The organism is Microbacterium sp. C7(2022), assembly GCF_028823665.1.
Classification (GTDB): Bacteria; Actinomycetota; Actinomycetes; order Actinomycetales; family Microbacteriaceae; genus Microbacterium.
The window spans coordinates 373,877-396,877 of record NZ_JAPEHV010000004.1; the positions used below are offsets into that span (position 1 = coordinate 373,877).

A 23,001-nucleotide genomic window follows, 5' to 3' on the forward strand; every position below is an offset into this window, starting at 1 on the left:
CAACTTTTGGGGGCGGAGCCGGGGCGGGTCGCGGCGGTCGGTGCTCCGCCCTCAGGATCTGTCGGGCGTGAGGACAGATTGTGGGGGTGGAGCGGACGGGGCGGGTGGAGCGGAGGAGGTGGATTGCGAGGGGGACGGGAGGGAAGCGAGCGCGCGAGCGAAGCGCTCGATGGTGATGGGTGCCGCGGCCTCGGCCGGCCGGTTCAGGTGGCCGTGCTCGGTACCGGCCTCGGCCAACACCGTGACCTCGCGGCCGGCGGTGGCGAGAGTCGCGGCGAACGCCTCGCCTGAGACGCGCAACTCGTCAACCTCACCGTTCACGATGAGCGTCGGCGGGAACTGGGCTACGTCCTCGGCGGTGGCGAGGCCCGGGACGGCGCCGAGAGGGGCACCCGTCACATCGCCGCCGAGGTAGTTCTCGTACATGCTGAGCACGGCAGCCGGCCCGAACCGGTCGGCGCCGGGCTGGGCGTCGAGCGCCGCGCGAAGCGCCGCATCAGGTGCGGGTTGTACCGCGAGCAGCGTCGGGTATGCGAGCACGACGAGCGCGGGCACCGGAACCCCCGCGGCCGGAACTCCCGCAGCCGGAGCCTCGGCGGTTGGAGCCTCTGCGCCGGGCGCGTCAGCCCCTGCGACCACAGCAGCGGGATCCGCAACTGAGTTCGCGCCGGCCGCAGCGACACCCGCACCCCCGCGACCGAGCAACCGCAGGACGGCGCCGGCGGCGATGTTCGCGCCGGCGCTCGCGCCGCCGATCGCCAGTCGCGTGATGTCGATCCGCAGGCGCGAAGCGTTCTCGCACGCCCAGGTCCACGCGGCGATCATGTCGTCGGATGCCGCGGGGTAGTGGTGCCCCGCCCGCGGAGCGTCACCGCGACCCGACGCCCACGCGCCCGAGACGGGAGCGAGTCGGTAGTCCACCGACACCACGGTCGTGCCACGTGCGGCGAGCTGCCTGGCGACCCAGTCGCCCTCGGGCATGTCGACGTCGCCGAAGGCGAATCCGCCGCCGTGCGCCCACACCAGGCCGGCGCCGTTCGGCTCCCGCGCCGGATAGACGCGTACGAGCCCGTCGGCTGCGGAGTACGGTTCGCTCATCGTTGTCCTGTTCGGAGGTGGGTCTCGTGAGGAGGTGGGTCCTGTTCGAGGCGGGTCCTGTTCGGTGGTGGTGCTGAGGCGGCGGGGATCGGGGCCCGCCGCCTCAGCAGTCTGAATCAGGCGCCCCAGCCTGCCTGGGTTCCGCCAACGCGGTCGGCCGCGATCTGCTGCTGGTATCCGGATGCCGCGTACGCGGCCATCGGGTCGGCCGGCAGTCCGCGGCTCTCGCGCCATTCCGCCAGCGCGGGACGCACGTCGGTGTAGAAGGCGTCCATGAACACGGCGTTCGCGGCGAGCACGTCGTTTGCCGACTGAGCGGCATCCAGAGCCTCACGATCGACGAGGAGCGCGCGCGCCGTCATCTCCTGGACGTTCAGCACCGAGCGGATCTGGCCGGGGATCTTGTCTTCGACGTTGTGGCACTGGTCGAGCATGAAGGCCACGTCGGGGTTGTTCAGGCCCCCGCCGCGCACGACTTCGAAGATGATGCGGAACAACTGGAACGGGTCGGCCGCACCGACGATGAGGTCGTCGTCAGCGTAGAAGCGCGAGTTGAAGTCGAACGAGCCGAGCTTTCCGAGGCGCAGCAGCTGCATCACGATGAACTCGATGTTGGTGCCGGGGGCGTGGTGGCCGGTGTCGAGGCAGACCGATGCCTTGTCGCCGAGGGCGACCACCTGGGCGTACGAGGTGCCCCAGTCGGGAACGTCGGTGTGGTAGAACGACGGCTCGAAGAACTTGTACTCGAGCACCAGTCGCTGGTCGTCGCCGAGGCGCGCGTAGATCTTCTGCAGCGAGTCCTGTAGGCGGTCCTGGCGGCCGCGCATGTCCATCTGGCCGGGGTAGTTCGAGCCCTCGGCGAGCCAGATCTTCAGGTCACGGGAGCCCGTGGCATCCATGATGTCGATGCATTCGATGTGGTGGTCGATTGCCTTCTGACGGATGCGGTCGTTGTGGTGCGTGAGGGCGCCGAACTTGTAGTCCTCGTCCTGGAACGTGTTGGAGTTGACGGTCCCGAGCTTCACGCCGCGGTCCTCGGCGTAGGAGCGCAGACCCGCGTAGTCGTCGACCTTGTCCCACGGAATGTGCAGGGCGACGCTCGGCGCGAGGGCGGTGTACTTGTTCACCTGTGCGGCGTCGGCGATCTTCTCGAACGGGTCGCGCGGGGTGCCCTCGGTGGTCCACACGCGGAAGCGCGTGCCAGAGTTGCCGAACGCCCACGAGGGGAGTTCGATGCCCTGCTCTTCGAGCGTGGCGAGGATGTCGGTGGTGAGAATGCTCACGATGCGTCGCTTTCTGTCGTGGCGGTGAGTTGGTCGTGAAGGTTGAAGACTTCGGTCAGGGGCGTAGCGGCCTGGTCTGGGCGGCCTTCGAGGCCGACGAAGAAGCGGCCCATTTCGGCCTCCCATCGCGCGGCGACCTCGGAGTTCGCCAGATACGCCTGCGCGGCCGCGTCGTCATCGGTCTCGTAGTAGCCGATCAGTCGGCCGCCGTCGCCGAGAAACAGCGAGTAATTGCGTCGTCCGGATGCCGCGATCTCGGCGAGCATGTCGGGCCAGACGGGCGAGTGGCGGGCGATGTATTCCTCGAGAAGCTCGGGCTTCACCTGCAGTTGAAAGCAGACTCGCGTCGTCGCGGTGGTGCTCGTCATTGAGGGGCTCCTGGATGGCAAGAGGTGTGAATCGTTTCAAAGCATACGTGCCATGTATCGTTTTCGCAACGGGAAGTGGGTGAATCGTGTCAGTCAGCGTCAAAGACGTCGCCCTGGCGGCATCCGTCTCTGTGGGGACAGTGTCGAACGTGCTCAACCGGCCCGAGAAGGTGTCACCGGCCACGGTCGAGCGCGTGCACACCGCGATCGCCGAGCTCGGCTTCGTGCGTAACGATGCCGCTCGTCAGTTGCGCGCCGGTCGCAGCCGCAGCATCGGCCTGGTGGTGCTCGACGTCGGCAACCCGTTCTTCGCTGAGATCGCGCGCGGGGCAGAAGAGCGCGCCGCTGAAGAGAACATGACCGTGCTGTTGGGCAACAGCGACGAGCGCCAAGATCGCGAGCACGCATACCTCGACCTCTTTCGTGAGCAGCGCGTGAACGGCGTGCTGGTCTCGCCGACGACCGAGGATCTGTCGTCGCTCGAGCGGCTCCGCGACGGCGGGGTTCCGGTGATCCTCGTCGATCGCGAGACATCGGATGAGGGCTTCGGGTCGGTCGCCGTCGATGACATCGAGGGCGGCTTTCTGGCCGTGGGGCATCTTCTCGAGGGCGGATGCCGCCGCGTGGCGTTTCTCGCGGGGCCGATGGGCATTCGTCAGGTGCGAGACCGGCTCGAGGGGGCCCGTCGCGCGGTGGCGCAGCATCCGGACGCCGTTCTCGAGGTCATCGAAGTGCCCGCGCTCACCGTGCTGCACGGCCGAGAAGCAGGCCAGATCATCGCCGGGCGCGCACCGGCCGACCGGCCCGATGGGGTATTCGCAGCGAACGACCTTCTCGCGGTCGGCGCCCTGCAGGCGTTCGCGATCATGGGCGACATCGCCGTCCCCGACGACATCGCGCTGATCGGCTACGACGACATCGACTTCGCGTCGGCGACCGTGGTGCCACTCAGTTCGATTCGCCAACCCGCGCATTTGATCGGGTATTCGGCCGCCGACCTCTTGCTGAAAGACCTTGCGCAGCCGGACGGCGACCACGAGCGCGCGGTGCGATTCCAGCCCGAACTTGTGGTGCGCGAGTCCACTCGGCGCCCGCGCTGACGGCCTCACTTCGCCGGCTGTGCGTTTGTGACTGTCTGGGGATCGACGTAGGGTCGAAGCGCGGGCAATCGTGAGAACACGCCCGCGGAGGTGCTCGATGATTGACCACGTAGAGATGATGGCGGCGAGCACGGCGACCCGTCGCGGAACCGAGCGGCACGTGGTGCCCGACCCTCCCGCTCCGGTCCGTCCCCTCGCCGACAGGCCGCGCACGATTGTCACGATCGACTCGGCATTCGATGACCCGCCCTCGCTGATCGGGCTGCTGTTGTTCAGCACCGAGATCCGGCTCGAGGCGATCGTTCACCCCGACAACCCCTTCGTGGGCAAGGCGCTCGACAAGTACGAAGACGCCTACCCGAACCTGTCGGCGCACGACCAGCGCTACCCCGACCCTGACTACGTGCGTTCGCTTGAGCGCGACACTCGCGGCGTCGACGGCGGCGTCTCGCCCGCGGCTGAGCTGATCGCAGACATCCTGCTCGGCGAAGAGAACGGTCCGGTGTATCTGCAGGTGTGGGAAGGCGGCGGCTCGGTCGAGGCAGCCCTCGGCCTCATCGAAGAACGCCACGGCGAGGACGACGACTGGGACAGCATCCGGTCTTCTGTGTCTTCGAAGGCGATCATCACCACCCTCGTCGAGCCGGAATCGGTCTTCGGCGGCGCGCTGCTCGAGGCGTGGCCCGACCTGCGCATTGTTGAGGTGACGAGCGATCTGTGGACGTATCCGCACATGCTGCCCCTCATTTCGCCTGGTCTTCGTGGGCATGAGCACCCGAGCTACGGCGGGTGGGGAGGACGCGCCCGCCCGATCGACGAAGACCTCGACACATGGACCGTCGAAGGCGTCAGTGACAGGGCCGATGAAGAGGCAGGCGTCGGGCCCGAGGGTGAGACATCGGTCTCTCGCTGGTTCGACGATGCGCAAGCCGACTTCGCCGAGCGCGTGCGGTGGAGCACGACGCCCGAGTACGCCGAGGGTAACCATCATCCCGAGATCGAGGTGACCACGGGGCTCGACGTCGAGGTGCGCGCGGGAGGCCGTGTGGCGCTGATCGCGTCGGTGTCGGATCCCGATGGCGACGACGTATCGATCCACTGGTGGCACTATCGCGAGGCGAGCACGTACCGAGGACCGATCGAGGTCAGCGAGGCGGGTGAAGTCGCGCGTGTGCAGGTGCCCGAGTCGGCGCGCCCCGGCGACACGATCCACATCGTCGTCGAAGCGACCGACGACGCCGAGCGACCCCTCAAGACGTATCGTCGCGTGATTCTCACCGTCGGCTAGTTCTGGGCCCGCTCGACCTGCGCGCCGCCAGCGAACTGCGCACGATGGCCGCCGACGACCTCTGGCTGAGCCCCGCGTCTGGGCGCGACAGCATCGCCATCCACTTCACGTGGGTGAATGATCCTGCAGGCGTCGCCGCCGTGCTACCTGACGTCGAGAGCGCGCTCGCGCCGTTTCGTGCCCGGCCGCACTGGGGAAAGGTGCACGCCTTTGACCGGCCGGCGATCGAGCGGGTCCACCCGCGCCTCGCCGATGCCCGCGCGGTGTTCGAACGCCTCGACCCGGACGGCCGGTTCGTCAACGAACACCTGGTGCGGGTCGGCGCGCGCGAGGCGCGTAATTAGGCCGCGGGCGGGCGCGTGGTCTGCGTGTCGGTGTTCGTGCGCGCGGGCGCTGGTCCACGCGCGGGTGCGCGGCGAGCGAAGTCATCGTCGGTGGGCAGCGGGATCGGGGTGGTCTGCGCAATCTGGTCGCTGAACTCTTCGGGCGCCGGCACAACGCTCAGCGGTCGTGTCTCGTCGATCGTGAGCCGGAAGCGTCGCTCTTCGTTGCGGTGGAGGCGGCCGGATGCCACGAGCCACGTCGCTCCGATGGTGAACGCCACGATGGCGGCGCCGGCTCCGAGGAGGATGGCCGCGCGCGGGCCGAACTCGTTTGCGACCCAGCCGATCACGGGTGCGCCGACAGGAGTGCCACCCATGAGGATCGCCATGTACAGGGCGAGCACGCGGCCGCGCAGGGTCGGATCGGTGGTCGTCTGCACATAGCCGTTAGCGGTGGTGAGCATCGTCACCACCGCGAATCCGGTGAACATGAGCGTTGCGGCATATAGCCAATACGACGGCATGAATGCCGACACTGTGCCCGCCGCGGCGAACAGAAGCGTGGCGCCGATGACCACGCGAATGCGTGCCCGATCGCGGCGTGCGGCGAGCAGGGCGCCGGCGAGCGAGCCCACCGCGAGGATCGAACTGAGGAGCCCGTACCCGTCGGCGTCTCGCCCGAACTCGAGCGCCATGGTGGAGGCGAAGATCGGGAAGTTCATACCGAACGCGCCGATGAGGAACACCATCGCGAACGTCACCATCAGGTCGGGTCGCTTCGCGACGTACCTGAAACCGTCCGCCAGTCGCGACGACCCCGGCGCCTTCACGCGCGGGATCAACTCGTGAGGGCGGATGAGTGCGAGTGCGCCGAGCATCGCCAGGAACGTCACGGCGTTCACCACGAATACCCACCCGGTGCCGACGGCGACGATCACGATTCCGCCCACCGCCGGGCCGATCATGCGAGCCGCGTTGAAGGATGCGGCGTTGAGCGCGACCGCATTCGATGCGTTCTCGCGGGCGACGAGGTCGGAGACGAACGCTTGACGGGTCGGATTGTCGAAAGCGGCCACGACGCCGAGCGCGAGGGCGAAGCCGTACATCAGCGGCAGCGTCATGACGCCCGCGAACAACAGTGCGCCGATGGCGAGCCCGAGCGCCATGAGCGCGCCCTGGGTGACGAAGAGCAATTCGCGGCGGTCGAAGCGATCGGCCACCAGACCGGTGACGCCGACGAGCAGGAGCGGCGGTGCGAACTGCAACGCCATGGTGATGCCCATGGCACCAGCGTCGTTGTCGGTCAGCTCGGTCAGCACGACCCAGCTGATCGCCGTGGCTTGCATCCACGCGCCGACGTTCGACACGAGGGCGCCGATGAACCATACGCGGTAGTTGAAGACCGAGAACGAGCGGAACATGGCGCTCATCGGGCGGCCATCCGTTGCATGATGAGCGCCGCGTCGGCGAGGGTCTGCCGCTCGGCATCCGTCAGTTCGGCGAGGGCTTCTTCGACCCACGCATCACGGCGACTGACCGTTTCGTCTACGACCGCGCGCCCGTTCGGGGTGAGTGAGATGACGACCTTGCGCTTGTCGTTCTCGTCGGCGGTGCGCGCAATATAGCCCGATTCCTGCAGGCAGTTCACCGTTCGATTCATCGAAGGTGCGGTTACGCGCTCGCGATCGGCGAGCTCGCCGAGTGTGTGATCGCCGTGCACCCAGAGGGCGGCGAGGACGGCGAATTGGCCGTCGCTCATCGAATCGACAGCGCGCTGCGTGCGCATGCGTCGGGCGAGGCGGAATGTGGCTGTGCGCAACTGCGCCGCCGGCGTGGGCAGGCTCGGAGAAGTATCAGAGTTCGTCATCGTCAACTCGTTAGCATAGCTCATTAGTCTTGCTAAGCAAATGAGTTGACGTGGTCATCTGCGTTGTCGACGCCGGGTCAGATCGCGGTTCGCCCGACTATCTAGCGAATGTGGATGCCGCGACTTGCCGCCGCCGTGCTTAGACTTCTCGGCATGCCCGAGTTCATCGATGCACACGGCATCGCGATCGTGTACGACGTTCATCCCGCATCAACCACCCCCCGCGCAGTCGTCCAGCTGCTGCACGGTGTCGGCGAACACGCGGGGCGATATGCAGCACTGGCTGAGGCCCTCGCCGCGAACGGCTACATCGTGTACGCCGATGATCACCGCGGGCACGGCCGAACGGGGATGAAGCAGCACGACGGTGACGCCGACAAGCTGGGCCGCCTCGGCCCCGGGGGTCTGCGGGCCGCGCTTGCCGCCACGTGGCAGTTCACGCGCCTCATTCGTGACGAGAACCCTGACCTACCGCTGATCCTTCTCGGTCACTCGTGGGGATCATTCCTCGCACAGATGCTCGTGAACGAGCATCCGGAAGCCTATGACGCGCTCGTCCTGAGCGGTTCCGCGCTCCGTTGGCCCGGGTCGCTGAACGGCGGCGACCTCAACGCGCCGTGGAAGGCGAAGGATGCGATGGGCACCGAGTGGCTCGCATCCGACCTCGCGGTGGGCCACGCCTTCCTCGAGGACCCTCTGACCACCAGCACGCCGCTGCTGCAGTTGTTCGGCGTCGTCGACGCGGCGCGGCTCTACGGATTGCCGCGCAAGGATCTCGGCTACGACATTCCTGCTTTGCTGATGGTGGGGCGTGACGACACCGTCGGCGGCCCGCGCAGCGTGCACAAGCTGGCCGCCGCGTACCGGGAGCGCTCGCACCTGACCGACGTGACCACGCTCGTTTACCCCGACGCGCGCCACGAGATCTTCAACGACGTGACGCAGGAGGACGTGCGCGGCGATCTGCTCGCCTGGCTCGACACCCGCTTCCCTGCCCGCGACTGACCTCGCCGCCCGACACTGACGCGATAGCGAAGTCCGCCCCTCGCTCGGGGAAGCGCGGGCAATAGGCTGAACCCATGCACGGCGAATACAAGGTTCCCGGCGGCAAGCTCGTTGTCGTCGACCTCGAAGAACAGAACGGTCGCATCGCCGACTTCCACCTCGCGGGGGATTTCTTCCTCGAACCCGATGACGCGCTCGATGACATCGACCGTGCGGTGAACGGGCTCCCGGTAGAGGCCGACGTCGCGACGATCGCCGCCGCGGTGCGGGCCGCTCTGCCCGAGGGCGCTCAGTTGTTGGGCTTCACGCCCGAGGCAGTCGGGACCGCCGTGCGCCGCGCCCTGGTGACGGCACCCGGCTGGAAGGACTTCGACTGGGAGGTTGTGCACGAGCGACCGGTGTCTCCGGCCATGAACCTCGCGCTCGACGAGGTGCTTACCTCCCGCGTGGGGGACGGGCGGCGCCGGCCCACCCTGCGACTGTGGGAGTGGAACGAATCCGCCGTCGTGATCGGCTCGTTCCAGTCGCTGCGCAACGAGGTGGACCCCGAGGGCGCCGCGCGTCACGGCTACGACGTCGTCCGACGGATTTCGGGCGGCGGGGCCATGATGATGGGTGCCAACTCGATCGTCACGTACTCCCTGTACGTGCCTGCATCACTCGTGCAGGGCCTCACGTTCGCCGATTCGTACGCGTTCCTCGACGACTGGGTGCTGCACGCACTGCGCTCGCTCGGCATCGACGCCACCTATCAGCCGCTCAACGACATCGCCTCGCCGCAGGGCAAGATCGGCGGCGCCGCCCAGAAGCGTTTGGCCAACGGCGGTGTGCTGCATCACGCGACACTTAGCTACGACATGGATGGCGAAGTGATGACGCAGGTGCTGCGCATCGGGCGCGAGAAGCTCAGCGACAAGGGCACCACCTCGGCGGCGAAGCGCGTCGATCCGCTGCGACGCCAGACGGGCCTGCCGCGCGAGGCGATCATCGACCGGCTCAAGCACACGTTCGCGACGATGTACGGGGCGGTGGAGGGCGAAATCACCGCCGACGAGTATGCCGAGGCCGAGGCGTTGGTGCAGTCGAAGTTCGCGACGGACGCGTGGCTGCGCCGCGTTCCGTGACCGAGATCGCATCCGCGCCGGACGGCCGCGGCGACGTCGAGATTCACCACGGCGACAACCTCGAGATCATCCGCGGGTTCGACGATGGCGCCTTCACCCTGATCTACCTGGACCCGCCCTTCAACACGGGGCGCACGCAGGAGCGCGCGCTCGAAACGGCCACCAGAACTTCACCACAAGACGGCGAATCCACCGCCGATGGCGAGATTTCCGAGCAACCGGGCGCAAAAGCGCGGAGTTCTGCGCACGATGACCGCCCGCCCATCGTGCGGCGGGGCTTCCATGGGCTGGAGTACCAGCGATTGCGCGGCGATCTGCGGGCGTACGACGATCGCTTCGACGACTACTGGGGCTTCCTCGAGCCGCGCTTGGTCGAGGCCTGGCGCTTGTTGGCCGACGATGGCACGCTCTACGTGCATCTGGACTACCGCGAGGCGCACTACGCGAAAGTACTGATGGACGCCCTTTTCGGGCGCCAGCAGTTTCTCAACGAGCTCATCTGGGCGTACGACTACGGTGCGAAGACGCGCAAGCGGTGGCCCACGAAGCACGACACGATCCTGGTGTACGTCAAAGACCGCACGCGTTATTGGTTCGACTCTGAGGCCGTCGACCGCGAGCCCTATATGGCGCCTGGCCTCGTCACTCCCGAGAAAGCGGCCCGCGGGAAGCTCCCCACCGACGTGTGGTGGCACACGATCGTCCCGACGACCGGTCGCGAAAAAACGGGCTACCCCACGCAGAAACCCGAGGGGATCCTCCGCCGCATCGTGCAGGCCTCGAGCAGGCCGGGCGACCGCGTCCTCGACTTCTTCGCTGGCAGCGGAACGACGGGGGCGGTGGCGTCTGCCCTCGGCCGCGATGCCGTGCTTGTCGACAGCAGTGGCGACGCGGTCGCGGTGATGAGAAGACGGATGCCGCACGCGCGCATCGCGTCGTCGTCGCCGCACAGCGACTGACCACGCGTCGGGGCTGACCCCGCGACGGGGATGAGCGCCCACGCCCTGCGACTGGCTACGCTTCGCTCGCCCGCCACCGGGAGCGATCCCACGACACGCCCTATGCTGAATCCCATGCGTTTCGGAACCTTCATCCCCCAGGGCTGGCGCCTGGATCTCGTCGACATCGACCCTTCGCAGCAGTGGCAGGTCATGGCCACGCTCGCGCAGAAGGCCGACGAGGGGGCGTGGGAATCGCTGTGGGTGTACGACCACTTCCACACCGTGCCGCTGCCAACCGAGGAGGCCACTCACGAGGCCTGGACGCTCATGGCGGCCTTCGCGGCATCCACCAGTCGCATCCGCCTCGGCCAGATGTGCACCTGCATGTCGTACCGCAATCCGGCGTACCTCGCGAAGGTCGCGGCCACGGTCGACATCGTGTCGCAGGGCCGCACCGAAATGGGCATTGGCGCCGGGTGGTACGAGCACGAGTGGAGGGCCTACGGCTACGGCTTCCCGAAGATCGGAGAGCGGCTCGGGATGCTGCGCGAGGGCGTCGACATCATGTCGCAGGCGTGGAAGAACGGTCGGGCAACCCTCGACGGGAAGTATTACCAGGTCGATGACGCCATCGTGCAGCCGCAGCCGCTGCAGGAGGGCGGAATCCCGCTGTGGATCGCAGGCGCAGGCGAGAAGGTCACGCTCAAGATCGCGGCTCAGTACGCCGACTACACCAACTTCGCCGGCTCGGTAGAAGAGTTCGATCACAAGAGCGCGGTGCTGCGCGAGCACTGCGAAGCGCGCGGTCGCGACTTCGACACCATTACCCGGTCGTCGAACTTCAACACGATCGTCGGCGCGACCGAGGCTGAGGCGCGTGATCGCCTTGCGGCAATCAAGAGCCGCCTGCTGCCGCACGTCGGCCAGGAGCGCGCCGACGCGATCGAGAACGACTACCTCTCGTCGCCGGCCTTTGGCGCGGTCGACCAGGTCGTCGAGCGGCTGGCTGAGCGCGAGGCGCACGGGCTGGGTTATGCGATCCACTACTTCCCCGAGGCGGCGTACGACCGCTCGGGCGTCGACCTGTTCGAGCGCGAGGTGATCTCCGCGCTGCGCTGACCGCGCGGAGGGCATCGTGGTGCGCACGCTCAGTCGCCGTGACGCGCGACGCATCGCGGTGCGTGCGCAGCAACTCGATGCCCGCCGCCCCGGTGACGTCGTCGAGGTCGTCGAGCAACTCACCCTGCTCAACATCGACCCGACGGCGGCGGTCATGCCGTGTGAGCACCACCTGCTGTGGAGCCGCATCGGCGAGCCGTATGACACGGGAATGCTCACCGCCGCTGCCGAACGTGACCGTGCGGTCTTCGAGTTCGAGGGCGCCTACCGCGCCATGAGTGATCTGCCGCTGTTCGCCGCGGAGATGCGCGCGTGGCCGCGGTACGAGAAACCTCGCGACTGGCTCGCGGCCAACCCGCAGTTTCGGCAGGACATTCTCGACCGCTTGGCCGCGGAGGGCGAGTTGCCCACCTCGCACATCGCCGACACCGCGCAGGTTCCGTGGCCCTCGAGCGGCTGGACCAACAACCGCAACGTCACGCAGATGCTCGAGATCCTGCTCGCCCGCGGAGAGGTCGCGATCGCGGGGCGCGACGGGCGCGAACGCCGGTGGGATCTCGCCGAGCGCGTGTATCCGCCCGACATCCCCGAGATCCCGCTTGATGAAGCGCGTACCCTTCGCGACGAGCGACGGCTGAGCTCCCTCGGGATCGCGCGAGCGAAGGCGGTCGCCGTCCCGATCGAGCGCACCGATGTGGGGCGCGCCGGCGTCACCGTGAGCGTCGAGTCGGTGTCGGGGAGATGGCAAGTGGATGCCGCAGCCCTCGCGCTCCTCGATGAGCCCTTCGAGCCGCGCACGGTCCTGCTCTCGCCCTTCGACCGGTTGGTGTTCGACCGCGCACGCGCTCGCGAGCTGTTCGAATTCGACTATCTGCTCGAGATGTACAAGCCGAAGTCTGCGCGAAAGTGGGGCTATTTCGCGCTGCCGATCCTGCACGGTGACGAGCTCATCGGAAAGCTGGATGCCGCGGCTGACCGCAAAGCCGGTGTGTTCCGCGTTGCCGCCATCCATGAGGATCGCGTGTTCGACGACGAGGTGCGCGCTGCGGTGAACTCAGAGATTCGCGACCTCGCGACGTGGCTGGGTCTGGAGCCGCAGGGGATCGAGGAGTAGCCGGTCAGTCCGCGGTTGGTTGATCGGCGGCGGCGGATTCGGCAGGCGTGCCGCCTTCGAGCGCCTCGAGGAGCGCGCTGATGATGCCGGCCATGTCGATGCTCGGGTCCTGCAACCACTGAACTTGCAGTCCATCTGCCACTGCTTGCAGCACGCGTCCGAACGTGTCGGGATCGAGGGGCTCGCCGGAGGCGGGGAGCGGGCGTGCTGCCGCCATCGTCTCGCGAATGCCACGGCTGCGCTCGGTGAAGTAGTCGTGGGCTGGGTGGGTGGGGTCGGTGGCCTCTACCGACATCTGTGCATACAGGCGGACCAGCCCGGGGACGTCGGCATTGTGCTGCATCACGCGGATGAATCCGGTGCGCAGCTCGTCGGGGGCCTGCGCACCTGGCCCGATGCCGTAGACCGACTGGTCAACGGCATCCCTCTTCCGAAGGATTTCGACGAACAGCTCTTCTTTCGAGTCGAAGTAGTGAAGAAGTCCCGCCTGGCTGAGGCCAACGGCATCCGCGAGCTCTTTGACTGATGCACCGCGGTACCCCTCGCGGGCGATCACGTCGAGCGCGCGATCGAGGATCTCTTCGCGTTTGGCGATGCCCTTCGCGTACGAGCCACGCCTTTGTGCTGGTCGTTCTGCCATGCAGCAAGTAAACCGGAACGACTCTTGGTTTTCAAAACCAAATGCCGTAAGGTTTCTACATCGGCGCTCGCGCCGCACAAACCACCGCTGACAACGACGTCGCCCGACGCCCAGCGGCACCCGTCATCACCTACGACGAAAGGCCCCTGATGACTGACATTGCCGACCTCACCCTCGAAGAGAAGGCGTCGCTGACAAGCGGTGCCAGCTTCTGGTACACCAAGGCCATCGACCGCGTCGGCGTTCCCTCGCTGATGGTGACCGACGGCCCGCACGGACTGCGCAAGCAGCGCGAAGGTGGAGACCACCTCGGCCTCGGCGACAGTGTTCCCGCGACCTGCTTCCCGCCCGCGGTTGGGCTCGGCTCGTCGTGGGACGTCGAGCTCGTTGAGCGCGTCGGGCAGGCGCTCGGTGTCGAGACATCGATCGAGAACGTCGCTGTCCTCCTCGGCCCGGGTATCAACATCAAGCGCTCGCCGCTGTGCGGCCGCAACTTCGAGTACGTCTCGGAAGACCCCATCGTCTCGGGCGTGATCGGTGCAGCGCTGGTGAAGGGCATCCAGTCGCAGGGTGTGGGCACGTCGCTCAAGCACTTCGCCGCCAACAACCAGGAGCACGACCGCATGCGCGCGTCGAGTGATGTCGACGCGCGCCCGCTGCGCGAGATCTACCTGCGCGGTTTCCAGCGCGTCGTCGAGGACGCTCAGCCGTGGACCATCATGTGCTCGTACAACCGCATCAACGGAACCTACGCCTCGGAGGACCCGTGGCTGCTCACGCAGGTGCTGCGTGATGAGTGGGGCTTCGAGGGTCTGGTCGTGTCGGACTGGGGTGCTGTCAACGAGCGCGTCCCGGGTCTCAAGGCAGGCATGGATCTCGAAATGCCGTCGTCGAACGGTGTGACCGACGCGCAGATCGTCGCCGCGGTGAACGATGGCTCGCTCGAGGAGCGCTACGTCGACATCGCCGCCGGTCGCGCGCTCGACCTGGTGCGCAAGGCGCAGGCCGGCGCCGGCAAGGTCGAGGGTCCGCTGGACGTCGACGCTCACCACGCCCTTGCTCGTGAGGCTGCCGGCCGCTCGATCGTTCTGCTCAAGAACGACGACGCCGTGCTGCCGCTCGACGCCTCCGCGTCGATCGCCGTGATCGGTGAGTTCGCCGAGAAGCCTCGTTACCAGGGTGCCGGCTCGTCGATGATCAACCCCACGCGCCTCGACAGCGCACTCGACGGAATCAAGGATGCCGCGACCGGTACCGTCACCTACGCCAAGGGCTTCAGCCTGGCGGTGACCGCGGCCACCGACGAAGAGCTTGCGGCGCTGCGCGACGAAGCGGTGGCTGCAGCATCCGCCGCCGACGTCGCCGTCGTCTTCTTGGGCCTGCCGGCTCGCCTCGAGTCGGAGGGCTACGACCGCACCGACATCGATCTGCCCGCCGAGCAGCTCGAGCTCCTCGACGCCGTCGTCGCCGCCAACTCGCGCACCGTCGTCGTGCTCTCCAACGGAAGCGTCGTGGCGTTGCCATTCGCCGACAAGGTGCCGGCGATCCTCGAAGCATGGCTGCTCGGTCAGGCCGGTGGTACCGCCACGGCAGACGTGCTGTTCGGTGCAGTGAACCCCTCGGGCAAGCTGACCGAGACGGTGCCGCTGCGCCTCGAGGACAGCCCCGCGTACCTCGACTTCCCCGGCGACTTCTCGCACGTGCGTTACGGCGAGGGCCTGTTCGTGGGCTACCGGTGGTACGACTCGCGTCGCTTCGAGGTGGCCTACCCCTTCGGCCACGGTCTGTCTTACACGACCTTCGCGTACGGGGATGCCACGGCGGCCGTCGCCGCGTCGGGTGACATCGAGGTGCGTGTGACGGTAACGAACACTGGTGAGCGTGACGGCCGCGAGGTCGTGCAGGTCTACACGTCGCTGCCGACGTCGCAGGTGCAGCGCCCGGTGCGCGAGCTCAAGGCGTTCGCGTCGGTCGCCCTCGCCGCGGGCGAGAGCCGCGAGGTGGTACTTACGGTGCGTCGTAAGGACCTCGCCTACTGGGACATCCGCATCGACGGTTGGGTCGTCGAAGGTGGCGAGTACGTCGTGGATGTGGCGGCATCCAGCCGTGACCTTCGCTCGTCGACGGCCGTTGCCGTCACCGGCGACGAGGTCGTGCTGCCGCTGTCGCGCACGTCGTCGCTCGGCGAGGTTTTCGCGCACCCCGTCGCCGGCCCGATCATCCAAGCGGCGATGGCCGAGATGATGGGCGCGATGAACGGCGCCTCGTCGGTCATGCCCGAGGGCGTCGACATGATGGAGATGATGGGCTCGTTCCCGCTCGGCCGCATCGGCATGATGGCGGGCCTCGCCGGAGGCGACGCTGCCGCCGGTTCGAGCGACGAGATGATCGACGGACTGATCGCGGCCGCCAACGCGCCGCAGCAGGCGTGATCTGACGACGCGGGACGGGGTCGCCGGGGAGGAATCCTCGGCGACCCCGTTTCTCTTTGTGGTGGCGCTTCGTGTGGTGACGCTTCGTGCGGCGGCGCTTCGTGCAGCTGGGTGCCCGACGCGCCCGTGGCTGCCGGCGCGCCCACCTGGTCACCCGTGGCCGATGGCGCGGCAGACTCCCGTGGGGCCCGTGGCTGCCGGCGCGCCCAGACGTCGCGGCTACCCGCCGGGCACCTCAGGCGCGCAAGAACGCCAGCAGCGCCTCGTTCACCTCGGCGCCGTGAGTCCACAGCAGGCCGTGGGGCGCGCCCTCGATCTCGACGTAGGTCGCCTCGGGAAGCAGATCCTTGAAGCGGCGCGCCGTCGCGTCGATCGGCAGGATGTTGTCGGCCGTGCCGTGCAGGATGAGCGCGGGCACGTCGATGGCGGGGATGTCCTGACGGAAGTCTGTCGGCCACGTCAGCGGGGCTGCGGCGATCGCCGCGTTGCCGGCCATCGTCGCCGTGTGCACGCTCGCGTCGACCGCGGCCTGCGAGATCCGCGAACCGAGTGTGTCATCGAGGTTGTAGAAATCGGCGAAGAATCCCTCGATGAAGGCATAGCGGTCCTCGCGAATCGCTTGGACGAACCCGTCGAAAAACTCCTGAGGGCCGGCCCCGTCGGGGTTGTCGTCGGTGATGAGCAGGTACGGCTCGAGCGATCCGAGGAACGCCGCCTTCGCGACGCGCGCGCTGCCGTAGCGGGAGAGGTAGCGGGCCACTTCTCCGGTGCCCATCGAGAATCCGACGAGCACGGCGTCGCCGAGGTCGAGGTCTTCCATCAGCGCGTGCAGGTCTGCCGCGAAGGTGTCGTAGTCCGATCCGTCAGCGGTCTTCGTCGACGAGCCGAAGCCGCGGCGGTCGTACGCGATCACGCGATACCCGGCATCCAGCAATGCCGCCTGCTGTTTGCCCCAGGACTCACCGTTCAGCGGGAACCCATGGATCAGCACCACCGGCTGCGCGTCGGAGGGACCCTGATCGGTGTAGAAGATGTCGATGTCGACCGAGTTCTCGGTGCCGACCGTGAGAAATGCCACGTGCGCTTCCTTTCGGATCGCAGACGGATGCTGCAACCTCTCGCCACGCTAGGACGTGGCATCCGCTCGCGCCACCAGGTTGACATCTCGACGCCAGACGTTCACCCGCCGTGTCTCGCTTGCGCGGGCGCTGCCGCCCGCCAGTGCCGTCCGCCCGTGCCGTCCGCCCGCGCCCGCCCGTGTCGCGTTCCCACCTCACCCGGCGCTCCGCCCCCAGGATGTGCGCCGAGGCGCGACGGATTGTGGGGGTGGAGCGGCGTGGGTGGGTGCCCCGTGGGTTCTGCCCCCAGGATGTGCGCGTGGGCGCGACAGATCCTGGGGGTGGAGTGACGTCGGTGGGTGCCCCGGGCGCTCCGCCCCCAAGATTTGTACCGCGGCGCGACACTTTGTGGGGGCGGAGCGGGGTGGGTGGGTGCCCCGTGCGTTCCGCCCCCAGGATGTGCGCCGAGGCGCGACAGATTGTGGGGGCGGAGCGGAGGTGGTGGGAGGTGAGGTGCGCGAGCCGGGGGCGCGGGGCCGCGCGGCGCTACGCGTCGCGGCCGGCGCCGGGGGAGGGCGTCACGGTGAAGATGTTCGGCGCGGCGAAGCCGGCGTCGCTGAATGCCGAGGCAACGGCGTCCGTCACCTTCTCCGCCGAGTCGGAAGACACGAGAGCGATCGCGGCACCGCCGAAGCCCCCGCCGGTCATGCGCGCACCCACGGCACCCGCCGCGAGCGCGGCGTCGACCGCGGTGTCGAGTTCGGGCACCGAAATCTCGAAGTCATCGCGCATCGACACGTGGGACGCGACAAGCACGTCGCCGATCGCCGCCGGACCGGCTTCGCGAAGCGTGCGAACCGTGTCGAGCACACGCTGGTTCTCGGTGACGACGTGGCGTGCGCGGCGCAGCGTCACCTCGTCGACCAGGCTCTCGAGCCGCTCGAGGTCCTCCGTCGACACGTCGCGCAGCGCCGGAACGCCCAGCGCAGCGGCCGCGCGCTCACACGCCGCGCGGCGCTCGCCGTAGCCTCCGGTCGCGTGGCTATGCTTGACGCCGGTGTCCATGACGAGGAGTTCGAGGCCCGCGGCGGCGAAGCCGAGGTCGATCACCTGAGCGTCGAGCGAGCGGCAGTCGAGGAAGGTCGCGGCATCCGCTCGCCCGAGCATCGACGCCATCTGGTCCATGATCCCGGTCGGTGCGCCCACGGCGTCGTTCTCTGCGCGGCGGCCCACCTTCGCGAGCTCGACGCGGTCAAGGTCAATGCCCCAGGTCTCGGCCAACGCGGTGGCAGTCGCGCCTTCGATCGCGGCCGACGATGACAGGCCCGCGCCGACGGGAACGTCAGAGGCAAAGGCCAAATCGACACCCGTGACGGTCGATGCGTCGACGCCCGCCGCTTGCAGCAGCGCCCACGCGACACCGAGCGGGTAACGCGCCCACTCGGTGACCTCGTCGCGTCGCGCGGGGAAGAGGTCGTCGAGTTCGGAGAGGGCGACCTCGACGGGCGTCTCATCGAAGGTCGAGGCGACCCGGATCATGCCGTCCCCGCGCGTCGCGAGTGCCACGTGCGTTCGGTACTCGATCGCGAACGGGAATACGAAGCCGTCGTTGTAATCGGTGTGCTCGCCGATGAGGTTCACGCGGCCGGGCGCCGACCAGGTCGGGGCGTCGACCGCGCCGGCGACCTCGGTGAGCAGAGTGCGTGCGGCCGTGGCCGTGTCGATGGGCGTGGTCATTCGGTCACCTCGGGGATGGATGCAACGGCGTCGCGCAGTGCGGCGGCGGCCGTCTCGGGGGGAATGTCGCCGATCCATGCGCCCATGGCGGCTTCGGATCCGGCGAGGAACTTGAGCTTGTCGGCCGCGCGCCGCGGGCTGGTCAGCTGCAGGTGGAGGCGGGCGCTGTCGCGTCCGCGGTTCACCGGGGCCTGGTGCCATGCCGCGATGTACGGCGTTGGCGTGCCGTACAGGGCGTCGACGCCGCGCAGCAGGCGAAGGTACAGCGGCGCGAGTTCTGCGCGCTCGGCATCGCTTGTCTCGGTGAAGTCGGCGACGTGGCGGTTCGGAAGAAGATGCACCTCGAGGGGCCAGCGCGCGGCGAACGGTACGAAGGCCGTCCAGTGTTCACCGGCGAGGATCACGCGCTCGGAGGCCCGCTCGAAGTCGAGAATTCGCGCGAACAGGTCGGCGCCCTCGCGCTCGATCTGGCGCAGCAGGCTCGTGGTGCGCGGGGTGATGTACGGGTACGAGTAGATCTGGCCGTGGGGGTGCGGCAACGTCACGCCGATTGCCTCGCCGCGGTTTTCAAACGGGAACACCTGCTGCACGCCGGGCAGAGCAGACAGGGCCGCGGTGCGGTCGGCCCAGGCCTCGATCACCGTTCGCGCGCGGGTGACGCTCTGCGTGCCAAATGATCCTTCGTGCTCGGGGCTGAAGCACACGACTTCGCAGCGTCCGACCGAGGTGCGGGTGCGCCCGAGTCCGGGGGCGTCGAGGTCGTCGAGGTTGCGAGGTGCGTCGTCGGCCTCGGGCGCGGTGCCGAGCGCCGAGGCCAGCGCGGGCCCGAAGGATGGCGACTTGTTCTCGAACACCGCGACGTCGTAGCGCGAAGGAATTTCGGACGGGTTCGTCGGTGTCTGGGGCGCCAGCGGGTCGAACTCGGCAGGCGGCATGAACGCGCGGTTCTGGCGGGATGCCGCGACCGAGATCCAGTCACCCGTGAGCACATCGCGTCGCATCGTGGCGGTGGCGGGGCGAGCGCCGAGGTCGCGCGTGTCGATGCCGCGCTCGGCGCCGAGCGTCGTGTCGGGGTCGTCGTAGTAGATCAGGTCGCGACCGTCGGCGAGGAGCGTGGGGCGCTTGACGACGCCGTTGCCGAGCGTGGTTGCGGGGCCGGCGAGCTCGCCGGCTGCGGGGGTGTCACTGCGAAACTCAGGTGTGTTCACGTCAACACGGTAGCTGACAGGGCATGGTAACGTCAACATCGAGCGGATTTCAGGAGTTTCGCAGACTGGGCCGGAGCCGCCGGAGCCGCCAGGGCAGTTGTCGGGTGGGTGCCGCCGGGGGTTGGTGGGCTGGCGGCATGGCCAGGGGCCCGGATGCACGGCCGAGTGGCGGAGCAGGAGCGGAGGCGAAGTGGAACGACGAGTGTCGATGGCCGATGTCGCCGCACGCGCGGGGGTCTCGGGGCAGACGGTCTCTCGCGTCGTGAACGCCAGCCCGCGCGTCGACCCGGCGACGCGACAGCGGGTCGAGGCTGCTATGGCTGACCTGGGATACCGCCCGCATCGCGCCGCGCGCGCGCTGCGCACCGGGCGAACCCACACCATCGGCCTGCTCGTTTCTACGCTCGCCACCGTAGGCAACTCGCGCATGCTTCAGGCTGTGGCCGATGCGGCCGCAGCGCGCGATTTCGCGTTGACTGTGATGACGCTCGGCGCCGCGGGCGACGCCGATGTGTCTGACGCTTTCGCTCGCCTCGCCGAACAGGGGGTGGACGGCGTCGTGGTGCTGAACGAAGCGACGGCCGCGGCCCGCGAGGCGCGCATTCCGGCGGGGCTCCGGGTTGTCGTGGTCGATGCGCCGCCGGCGGATCTCGAGAGCGTGGCTTCGGTCGACGCGTCAGCCCCCTACAACACCGTCCAGACCGATCACGCCGCCGGCGCACGCGCCGCGGTCGACCACCTCCTCGACCTCGGCCACGCTACCGTGTGCCACGTCGCCGGGCCCGCCGACTCGTTCGCCGCCGCGCAGCGCGAGCGCGGGTGGCGCGACGCGCTCACAGCGCACGGCTCCGCGGTGCCGGGGCTCATTCGGGGCGACTGGTCAGCGGCATCCGGATACACCGCGGCCGCAGCCGTGGTGGCAAGCGGAGCGACGGCGGTCTTCTGCGCGAACGATCAAATGGCGCTGGGGTTGTTGCGGGGGGTGTCGGATGCCGGGCTCGACGTCCCGCGCGACGTGAGCGTCGTCGGGTTCGACGATGTGCTCGACGCCGAGCAGTTCCGCCCACCGCTGACAACGGTCCGGCAAGAGTTCGACCGACTCGGCGAGCGGGCGGTCGCCGTGCTCGTCGACGCGATCGAGCAGCGTGACGCGGGCGTTCGCGAGACGGTGCCGACGACCCTGATCGTGCGGGAAAGCACGGCGCCGCCCGCGGCCGTCTGACGAGATAGCCGCGCCCGCGACGCGGCTGGCAAACGGGCGGGCTCGCGAGGCTGCTGGCCCCGGCCGCCGCAGCAACTAGCGCCGCCGGACGGCCCACTCCGCCGCGCGCTGCAACATGCCGCGTAGCTCCGGCGACTCGTACGCTCGGGCCTCGTGCCCGAGCGCGCAGACCACGGCTCGAGCGGCATCCTCGCGCGTCCACACCACCGGATGCACAACACCCTCGAGGGTGTGAGCGGCCAGCACGTGCACGTCGTCGGCGCGTACGAGGTCGGTGTACATCTCGTCGTACAGCGAGATGCCGGTCACGCCGTCGGTGATCGGGTGACCCGGGTCGACGATCTCCACCTCTGATTGGGCGATGGGCGGATGCCACGAGGTGCCAGGCCGCCATTCGCCACCGACCACCTCGACCCAGCGCGGATAGTCACGCAGCGACGACACCGCGGTGTGGATCGCCACCACTCCGATTCCACGCTCGAGCGCGGCGTCGAGGGATGCCGTGGCAACAGCGATCGCAGCGGGATCAGCCACGTCGGTCACGCCGTCGTTGTTGCGGGCGGGGTCGCCCGTGTTCACCACGAGAAGGTCGACCGAGTCGAGGCCGCCGAGCGCGGCATCCACATCTTCACGGACTTCGACGCTCCATCCGGCGTCGCGAAGCAGTGCGGCGAGGCAGGCCGAGGTCGCGCCGAACGGGTGCCACGGGTCGGCGTAGCGACCGTTGCCGCTCAGGATGAGTGCGCGGGAGGGGTTCTCAGTCGAGGTGTGCATCGCTACCATTGTGCATGGGATAGCGCTTTCCCCGCGACGGCTCGAGATTCGACCAACGGGGGCGGCGCCCACGTCTGCCCGAGGAGAATGTCTGCATGGCCCGCACCATCGTGATCGCGCCCGACTCGTTCAAGGGCACCATCGGCGCCGCCGACGCGGCGACCGCCCTCGCCGCGGGTTGGCACAGCGTCGCGCCCGGTGACACCGTGCGCCTGCTGCCCATGGCCGACGGAGGCGAGGGTACGGTCGACGCGTTCGCGGCCGCCGTTCCCGGCGCGCAGCGCGTGCCCGTGAGGGTGATCGGGCCCGAGGATGCCGCAGTCGAGACATCCTGGCTGCTCCTGCCGCCCACGTCGGAAGCGCCCGCCGGCACAGCCGTGGTGGAACTCGCCTCGACCAGCGGCATCGAACTGCTCGGCACGCCGCCGCGCCTGCGGGCGCTCGACGCGCATACGTACGGGTTCGGCCAGGCGATCGCGGCCGCGCTCGCTCACGGAGTTTCGCGCCTCGTGCTCGGCATCGGCTCGAGCGCGTCGACCGACGGAGGGCTCGGCATGCTCGTCGCGCTGGGTGCGCGGGTGACGGATGCCGCCGGCAACCCTGTCGCACTCGGTGGACGCGGGCTCGCACAGGCGTCGGCGGTGAACCTGACCGGCCTTGCGGCGCTGCCGCCCGGTGGTGTGCAGGTGCTGACCGATGTGACGAATCCACTGCTGGGTGAGCGGGGGGCGGCTGCGGTGTTCGGTCCGCAAAAGGGGGCGACCCCGGATGACGTTGCCGTGCTGGATGCGGCGCTGGAGCGGTGGGCGGGGCTCGTCGGTGTCGTGGCCGGTGCGGGTGCTGGTGACGCAGCTGGTGCTGGTGCCGCCGTTGGGGCCGCCGGTGCGGTGCGGGCCGACGCAACGACGCCGGGCGCCGGCGCTGCGGGCGGCACCGGGTTCGGTTTGCTTGCGTGGGGCGCGAGCCTGGTGCCCGGATCGGATGCCGTGGCTGACCTGATCGGCCTGGCCGACGTGGTCGCCGCTGCCGACGTGGTCGTCACGGGCGAGGGCTCGTACGACGGGCAGTCGGCGGCTGGCAAGGTTCCCGCGCACGTGGCGAGTCTGGCCGCGCATGGCGGGGCGCGTGCCGCTTTGGTCGCGGGGCGCATCGCTCCCGACGCCGACACGGCGACGTTTGCCGCTACGGCGTCGTTGACCGACCTGGCCGGGTCTGCAGCGCAGGCGATGGCCGACCCCGCGCGCTGGCTGGAAGCGGCTGGCGCGGCGCTCGCCCGCGCGCTCGCATAGCGGCAAGACCG

21 protein-coding genes are annotated in these 23,001 nt (G+C 68.7%); 11 read left to right on the top strand and 10 right to left on the bottom strand.

The window, feature by feature from the left end; all coding sequences use genetic code 11:
• Nucleotides 1-51: 51 nt before the first annotated feature.
• The 3 genes from ON062_RS08100 to ON062_RS08110 form a co-directional block, all read right to left on the bottom strand.
• Nucleotides 52-1,098, bottom strand: a complete 1,047-nt coding sequence (locus ON062_RS08100; RefSeq protein WP_274646618.1) for an alpha/beta hydrolase fold domain-containing protein — start codon at nt 1,096-1,098, stop codon at nt 52-54.
• A gap of 116 nt (nt 1,099-1,214) precedes the next feature.
• Nucleotides 1,215-2,381, bottom strand: a complete 1,167-nt coding sequence (rhaI, locus tag ON062_RS08105; RefSeq protein ID WP_274646619.1) for an L-rhamnose isomerase — start codon at nt 2,379-2,381, stop codon at nt 1,215-1,217.
• On the bottom strand, nt 2,378-2,749 hold the full coding sequence (locus tag ON062_RS08110; RefSeq protein WP_274646620.1) for an L-rhamnose mutarotase: 372 nt from the start codon (nt 2,747-2,749) through the stop codon (nt 2,378-2,380). Before ON062_RS08110 ends, rhaI begins: the two co-directional genes overlap by 4 nt.
• Nucleotides 2,750-2,835: 86 nt before the next feature.
• Here ON062_RS08110 and ON062_RS08115 point away from each other — a divergent pair, with 86 nt between their 5' ends.
• The 3 genes from ON062_RS08115 (at nt 2,836) to ON062_RS08125 (ending at nt 5,481) form a co-directional block, all read left to right on the top strand.
• Nucleotides 2,836-3,849, top strand: a complete 1,014-nt coding sequence (locus tag ON062_RS08115) for a LacI family DNA-binding transcriptional regulator (protein ID WP_274646621.1) — start codon at nt 2,836-2,838, stop codon at nt 3,847-3,849.
• Nucleotides 3,850-3,946: 97 nt separating this feature from the next.
• Nucleotides 3,947-5,137 carry a nucleoside hydrolase-like domain-containing protein gene (locus ON062_RS08120; RefSeq protein WP_274646622.1) on the top strand — a complete coding sequence of 397 codons (1,191 nt, stop codon included), beginning with the start codon at nt 3,947-3,949 and terminating at the stop codon, nt 5,135-5,137.
• 44 nt (nt 5,138-5,181) lie between these two features.
• Nucleotides 5,182-5,481, top strand: coding sequence for a D-arabinono-1,4-lactone oxidase (locus ON062_RS08125; RefSeq protein ID WP_274646623.1), 300 nt, complete (start codon nt 5,182-5,184; stop codon nt 5,479-5,481).
• Here ON062_RS08125 and ON062_RS08130 read toward each other — a convergent pair.
• Complete coding sequence (locus tag ON062_RS08130) at nt 5,478-6,890, bottom strand: MFS transporter (protein WP_274646624.1); 1,413 nt, start codon at nt 6,888-6,890, stop codon at nt 5,478-5,480. The two genes, ON062_RS08125 and ON062_RS08130, sit on opposite strands and share 4 nt — an antisense overlap.
• Entirely contained in the window at nt 6,887-7,327 is a 441-nt protein-coding gene (locus tag ON062_RS08135; protein WP_274646625.1) for a MarR family winged helix-turn-helix transcriptional regulator, read from the bottom strand. Before ON062_RS08135 ends, ON062_RS08130 begins: the two co-directional genes overlap by 4 nt.
• Before the next feature lie 153 nt (nt 7,328-7,480).
• Between ON062_RS08135 and ON062_RS08140 the strand changes: the two genes are divergently transcribed.
• The 5 genes from ON062_RS08140 (at nt 7,481) to ON062_RS08160 (ending at nt 12,630) form a co-directional block, all read left to right on the top strand.
• A complete protein-coding gene (locus ON062_RS08140; protein WP_274646626.1) occupies nt 7,481-8,332 on the top strand; it encodes an alpha/beta hydrolase in 852 nt (283 codons plus the stop codon).
• Between the two features lie 74 nt (nt 8,333-8,406).
• Nucleotides 8,407-9,456, top strand: coding sequence for a biotin/lipoate A/B protein ligase family protein (locus ON062_RS08145; RefSeq protein WP_274646627.1), 1,050 nt, complete (start codon nt 8,407-8,409; stop codon nt 9,454-9,456).
• Nucleotides 9,435-10,415 (top strand): site-specific DNA-methyltransferase, encoded by a 981-nt coding sequence (locus ON062_RS08150; RefSeq protein WP_274646628.1) that lies wholly within the window; start codon nt 9,435-9,437, stop codon nt 10,413-10,415. Before ON062_RS08145 ends, ON062_RS08150 begins: the two co-directional genes overlap by 22 nt.
• A 114-nt stretch (nt 10,416-10,529) precedes the next feature.
• Nucleotides 10,530-11,516: an LLM class F420-dependent oxidoreductase gene (locus tag ON062_RS08155; RefSeq protein WP_274646629.1), complete on the top strand. Its 987-nt coding sequence runs from the start codon at nt 10,530-10,532 to the stop codon at nt 11,514-11,516.
• Between the two features lie 16 nt (nt 11,517-11,532).
• Nucleotides 11,533-12,630: a crosslink repair DNA glycosylase YcaQ family protein gene (locus tag ON062_RS08160; RefSeq protein WP_274646630.1), complete on the top strand. Its 1,098-nt coding sequence runs from the start codon at nt 11,533-11,535 to the stop codon at nt 12,628-12,630.
• 4 nt (nt 12,631-12,634) lie between these two features.
• Here ON062_RS08160 and ON062_RS08165 read toward each other — a convergent pair whose 3' ends face one another.
• Nucleotides 12,635-13,270 carry a TetR/AcrR family transcriptional regulator gene (locus ON062_RS08165; RefSeq protein WP_274646631.1) on the bottom strand — a complete coding sequence of 212 codons (636 nt, stop codon included), beginning with the start codon at nt 13,268-13,270 and terminating at the stop codon, nt 12,635-12,637.
• 149 nt (nt 13,271-13,419) lie between these two features.
• Here ON062_RS08165 and ON062_RS08170 point away from each other — a divergent pair, with 149 nt between their 5' ends.
• Complete coding sequence (locus tag ON062_RS08170) at nt 13,420-15,702, top strand: glycoside hydrolase family 3 C-terminal domain-containing protein (RefSeq protein WP_274646632.1); 2,283 nt, start codon at nt 13,420-13,422, stop codon at nt 15,700-15,702.
• A gap of 235 nt (nt 15,703-15,937) precedes the next feature.
• Here the strand turns inward: ON062_RS08170 and ON062_RS08175 are convergent, their stop codons facing one another.
• The 3 genes from ON062_RS08175 to galT all read right to left on the bottom strand — a co-directional run bounded on the left by ON062_RS08175 (nt 15,938) and on the right by galT (nt 19,705).
• On the bottom strand, nt 15,938-16,780 hold the full coding sequence (locus tag ON062_RS08175) for an alpha/beta fold hydrolase (RefSeq protein WP_274646633.1): 843 nt from the start codon (nt 16,778-16,780) through the stop codon (nt 15,938-15,940).
• Nucleotides 16,781-17,306: 526 nt separating this feature from the next.
• Nucleotides 17,307-18,497, bottom strand: a complete 1,191-nt coding sequence (gene galK, locus ON062_RS08180; RefSeq protein WP_274646634.1) for a galactokinase — start codon at nt 18,495-18,497, stop codon at nt 17,307-17,309.
• Nucleotides 18,494-19,705, bottom strand: a complete 1,212-nt coding sequence (gene galT / locus ON062_RS08185) for a galactose-1-phosphate uridylyltransferase (RefSeq protein WP_274646635.1) — start codon at nt 19,703-19,705, stop codon at nt 18,494-18,496. The genes galK and galT overlap by 4 nt, the downstream gene beginning before the upstream one ends.
• A gap of 208 nt (nt 19,706-19,913) precedes the next feature.
• Here galT and ON062_RS08190 point away from each other — a divergent pair, with 208 nt between their 5' ends.
• Complete coding sequence (locus ON062_RS08190) at nt 19,914-20,927, top strand: LacI family DNA-binding transcriptional regulator (protein WP_274646678.1); 1,014 nt, start codon at nt 19,914-19,916, stop codon at nt 20,925-20,927.
• A 75-nt stretch (nt 20,928-21,002) separates the two neighbouring features.
• Here the strand turns inward: ON062_RS08190 and ON062_RS08195 are convergent, their stop codons facing one another.
• Complete coding sequence (locus ON062_RS08195) at nt 21,003-21,701, bottom strand: ThuA domain-containing protein (protein ID WP_274646636.1); 699 nt, start codon at nt 21,699-21,701, stop codon at nt 21,003-21,005.
• A gap of 95 nt (nt 21,702-21,796) precedes the next feature.
• Here ON062_RS08195 and ON062_RS08200 point away from each other — a divergent pair, with 95 nt between their 5' ends.
• Entirely contained in the window at nt 21,797-22,990 is a 1,194-nt protein-coding gene (locus ON062_RS08200; RefSeq protein WP_274646637.1) for a glycerate kinase, read from the top strand.
• Nucleotides 22,991-23,001: the final 11 nt, after the last annotated feature.

Bases quoted from the DNA above. Each gene is read 5' to 3' on its own strand.
- ON062_RS08100 (WP_274646618.1), bottom strand. From the start codon at position 1,098: ATGAGCGAACCGTACTCCGCAGCCGACGGGCTCGTACGCGTCTATCCG.
- ON062_RS08195 (WP_274646636.1), bottom strand. From the start codon at position 21,701: ATGCACACCTCGACTGAGAACCCCTCCCGCGCACTCATCCTGAGCGGC.
- ON062_RS08140 (WP_274646626.1), top strand. From the start codon at position 7,481: ATGCCCGAGTTCATCGATGCACACGGCATCGCGATCGTGTACGACGTT.
- ON062_RS08135 (WP_274646625.1), bottom strand. From the start codon at position 7,327: ATGACGAACTCTGATACTTCTCCGAGCCTGCCCACGCCGGCGGCGCAG.
- ON062_RS08130 (WP_274646624.1), bottom strand. From the start codon at position 6,890: ATGAGCGCCATGTTCCGCTCGTTCTCGGTCTTCAACTACCGCGTATGG.
- ON062_RS08170 (WP_274646632.1), top strand. From the start codon at position 13,420: ATGACTGACATTGCCGACCTCACCCTCGAAGAGAAGGCGTCGCTGACA.
- ON062_RS08165 (WP_274646631.1), bottom strand. From the start codon at position 13,270: ATGGCAGAACGACCAGCACAAAGGCGTGGCTCGTACGCGAAGGGCATC.
- ON062_RS08155 (WP_274646629.1), top strand. From the start codon at position 10,530: ATGCGTTTCGGAACCTTCATCCCCCAGGGCTGGCGCCTGGATCTCGTC.
- ON062_RS08190 (WP_274646678.1), top strand. From the start codon at position 19,914: ATGGCCGATGTCGCCGCACGCGCGGGGGTCTCGGGGCAGACGGTCTCT.
- galK (WP_274646634.1), bottom strand. From the start codon at position 18,497: ATGACCACGCCCATCGACACGGCCACGGCCGCACGCACTCTGCTCACC.
- ON062_RS08200 (WP_274646637.1), top strand. From the start codon at position 21,797: ATGGCCCGCACCATCGTGATCGCGCCCGACTCGTTCAAGGGCACCATC.
- ON062_RS08125 (WP_274646623.1), top strand. From the start codon at position 5,182: ATGGCCGCCGACGACCTCTGGCTGAGCCCCGCGTCTGGGCGCGACAGC.
- ON062_RS08110 (WP_274646620.1), bottom strand. From the start codon at position 2,749: ATGACGAGCACCACCGCGACGACGCGAGTCTGCTTTCAACTGCAGGTG.
- ON062_RS08145 (WP_274646627.1), top strand. From the start codon at position 8,407: ATGCACGGCGAATACAAGGTTCCCGGCGGCAAGCTCGTTGTCGTCGAC.
- ON062_RS08120 (WP_274646622.1), top strand. From the start codon at position 3,947: ATGATTGACCACGTAGAGATGATGGCGGCGAGCACGGCGACCCGTCGC.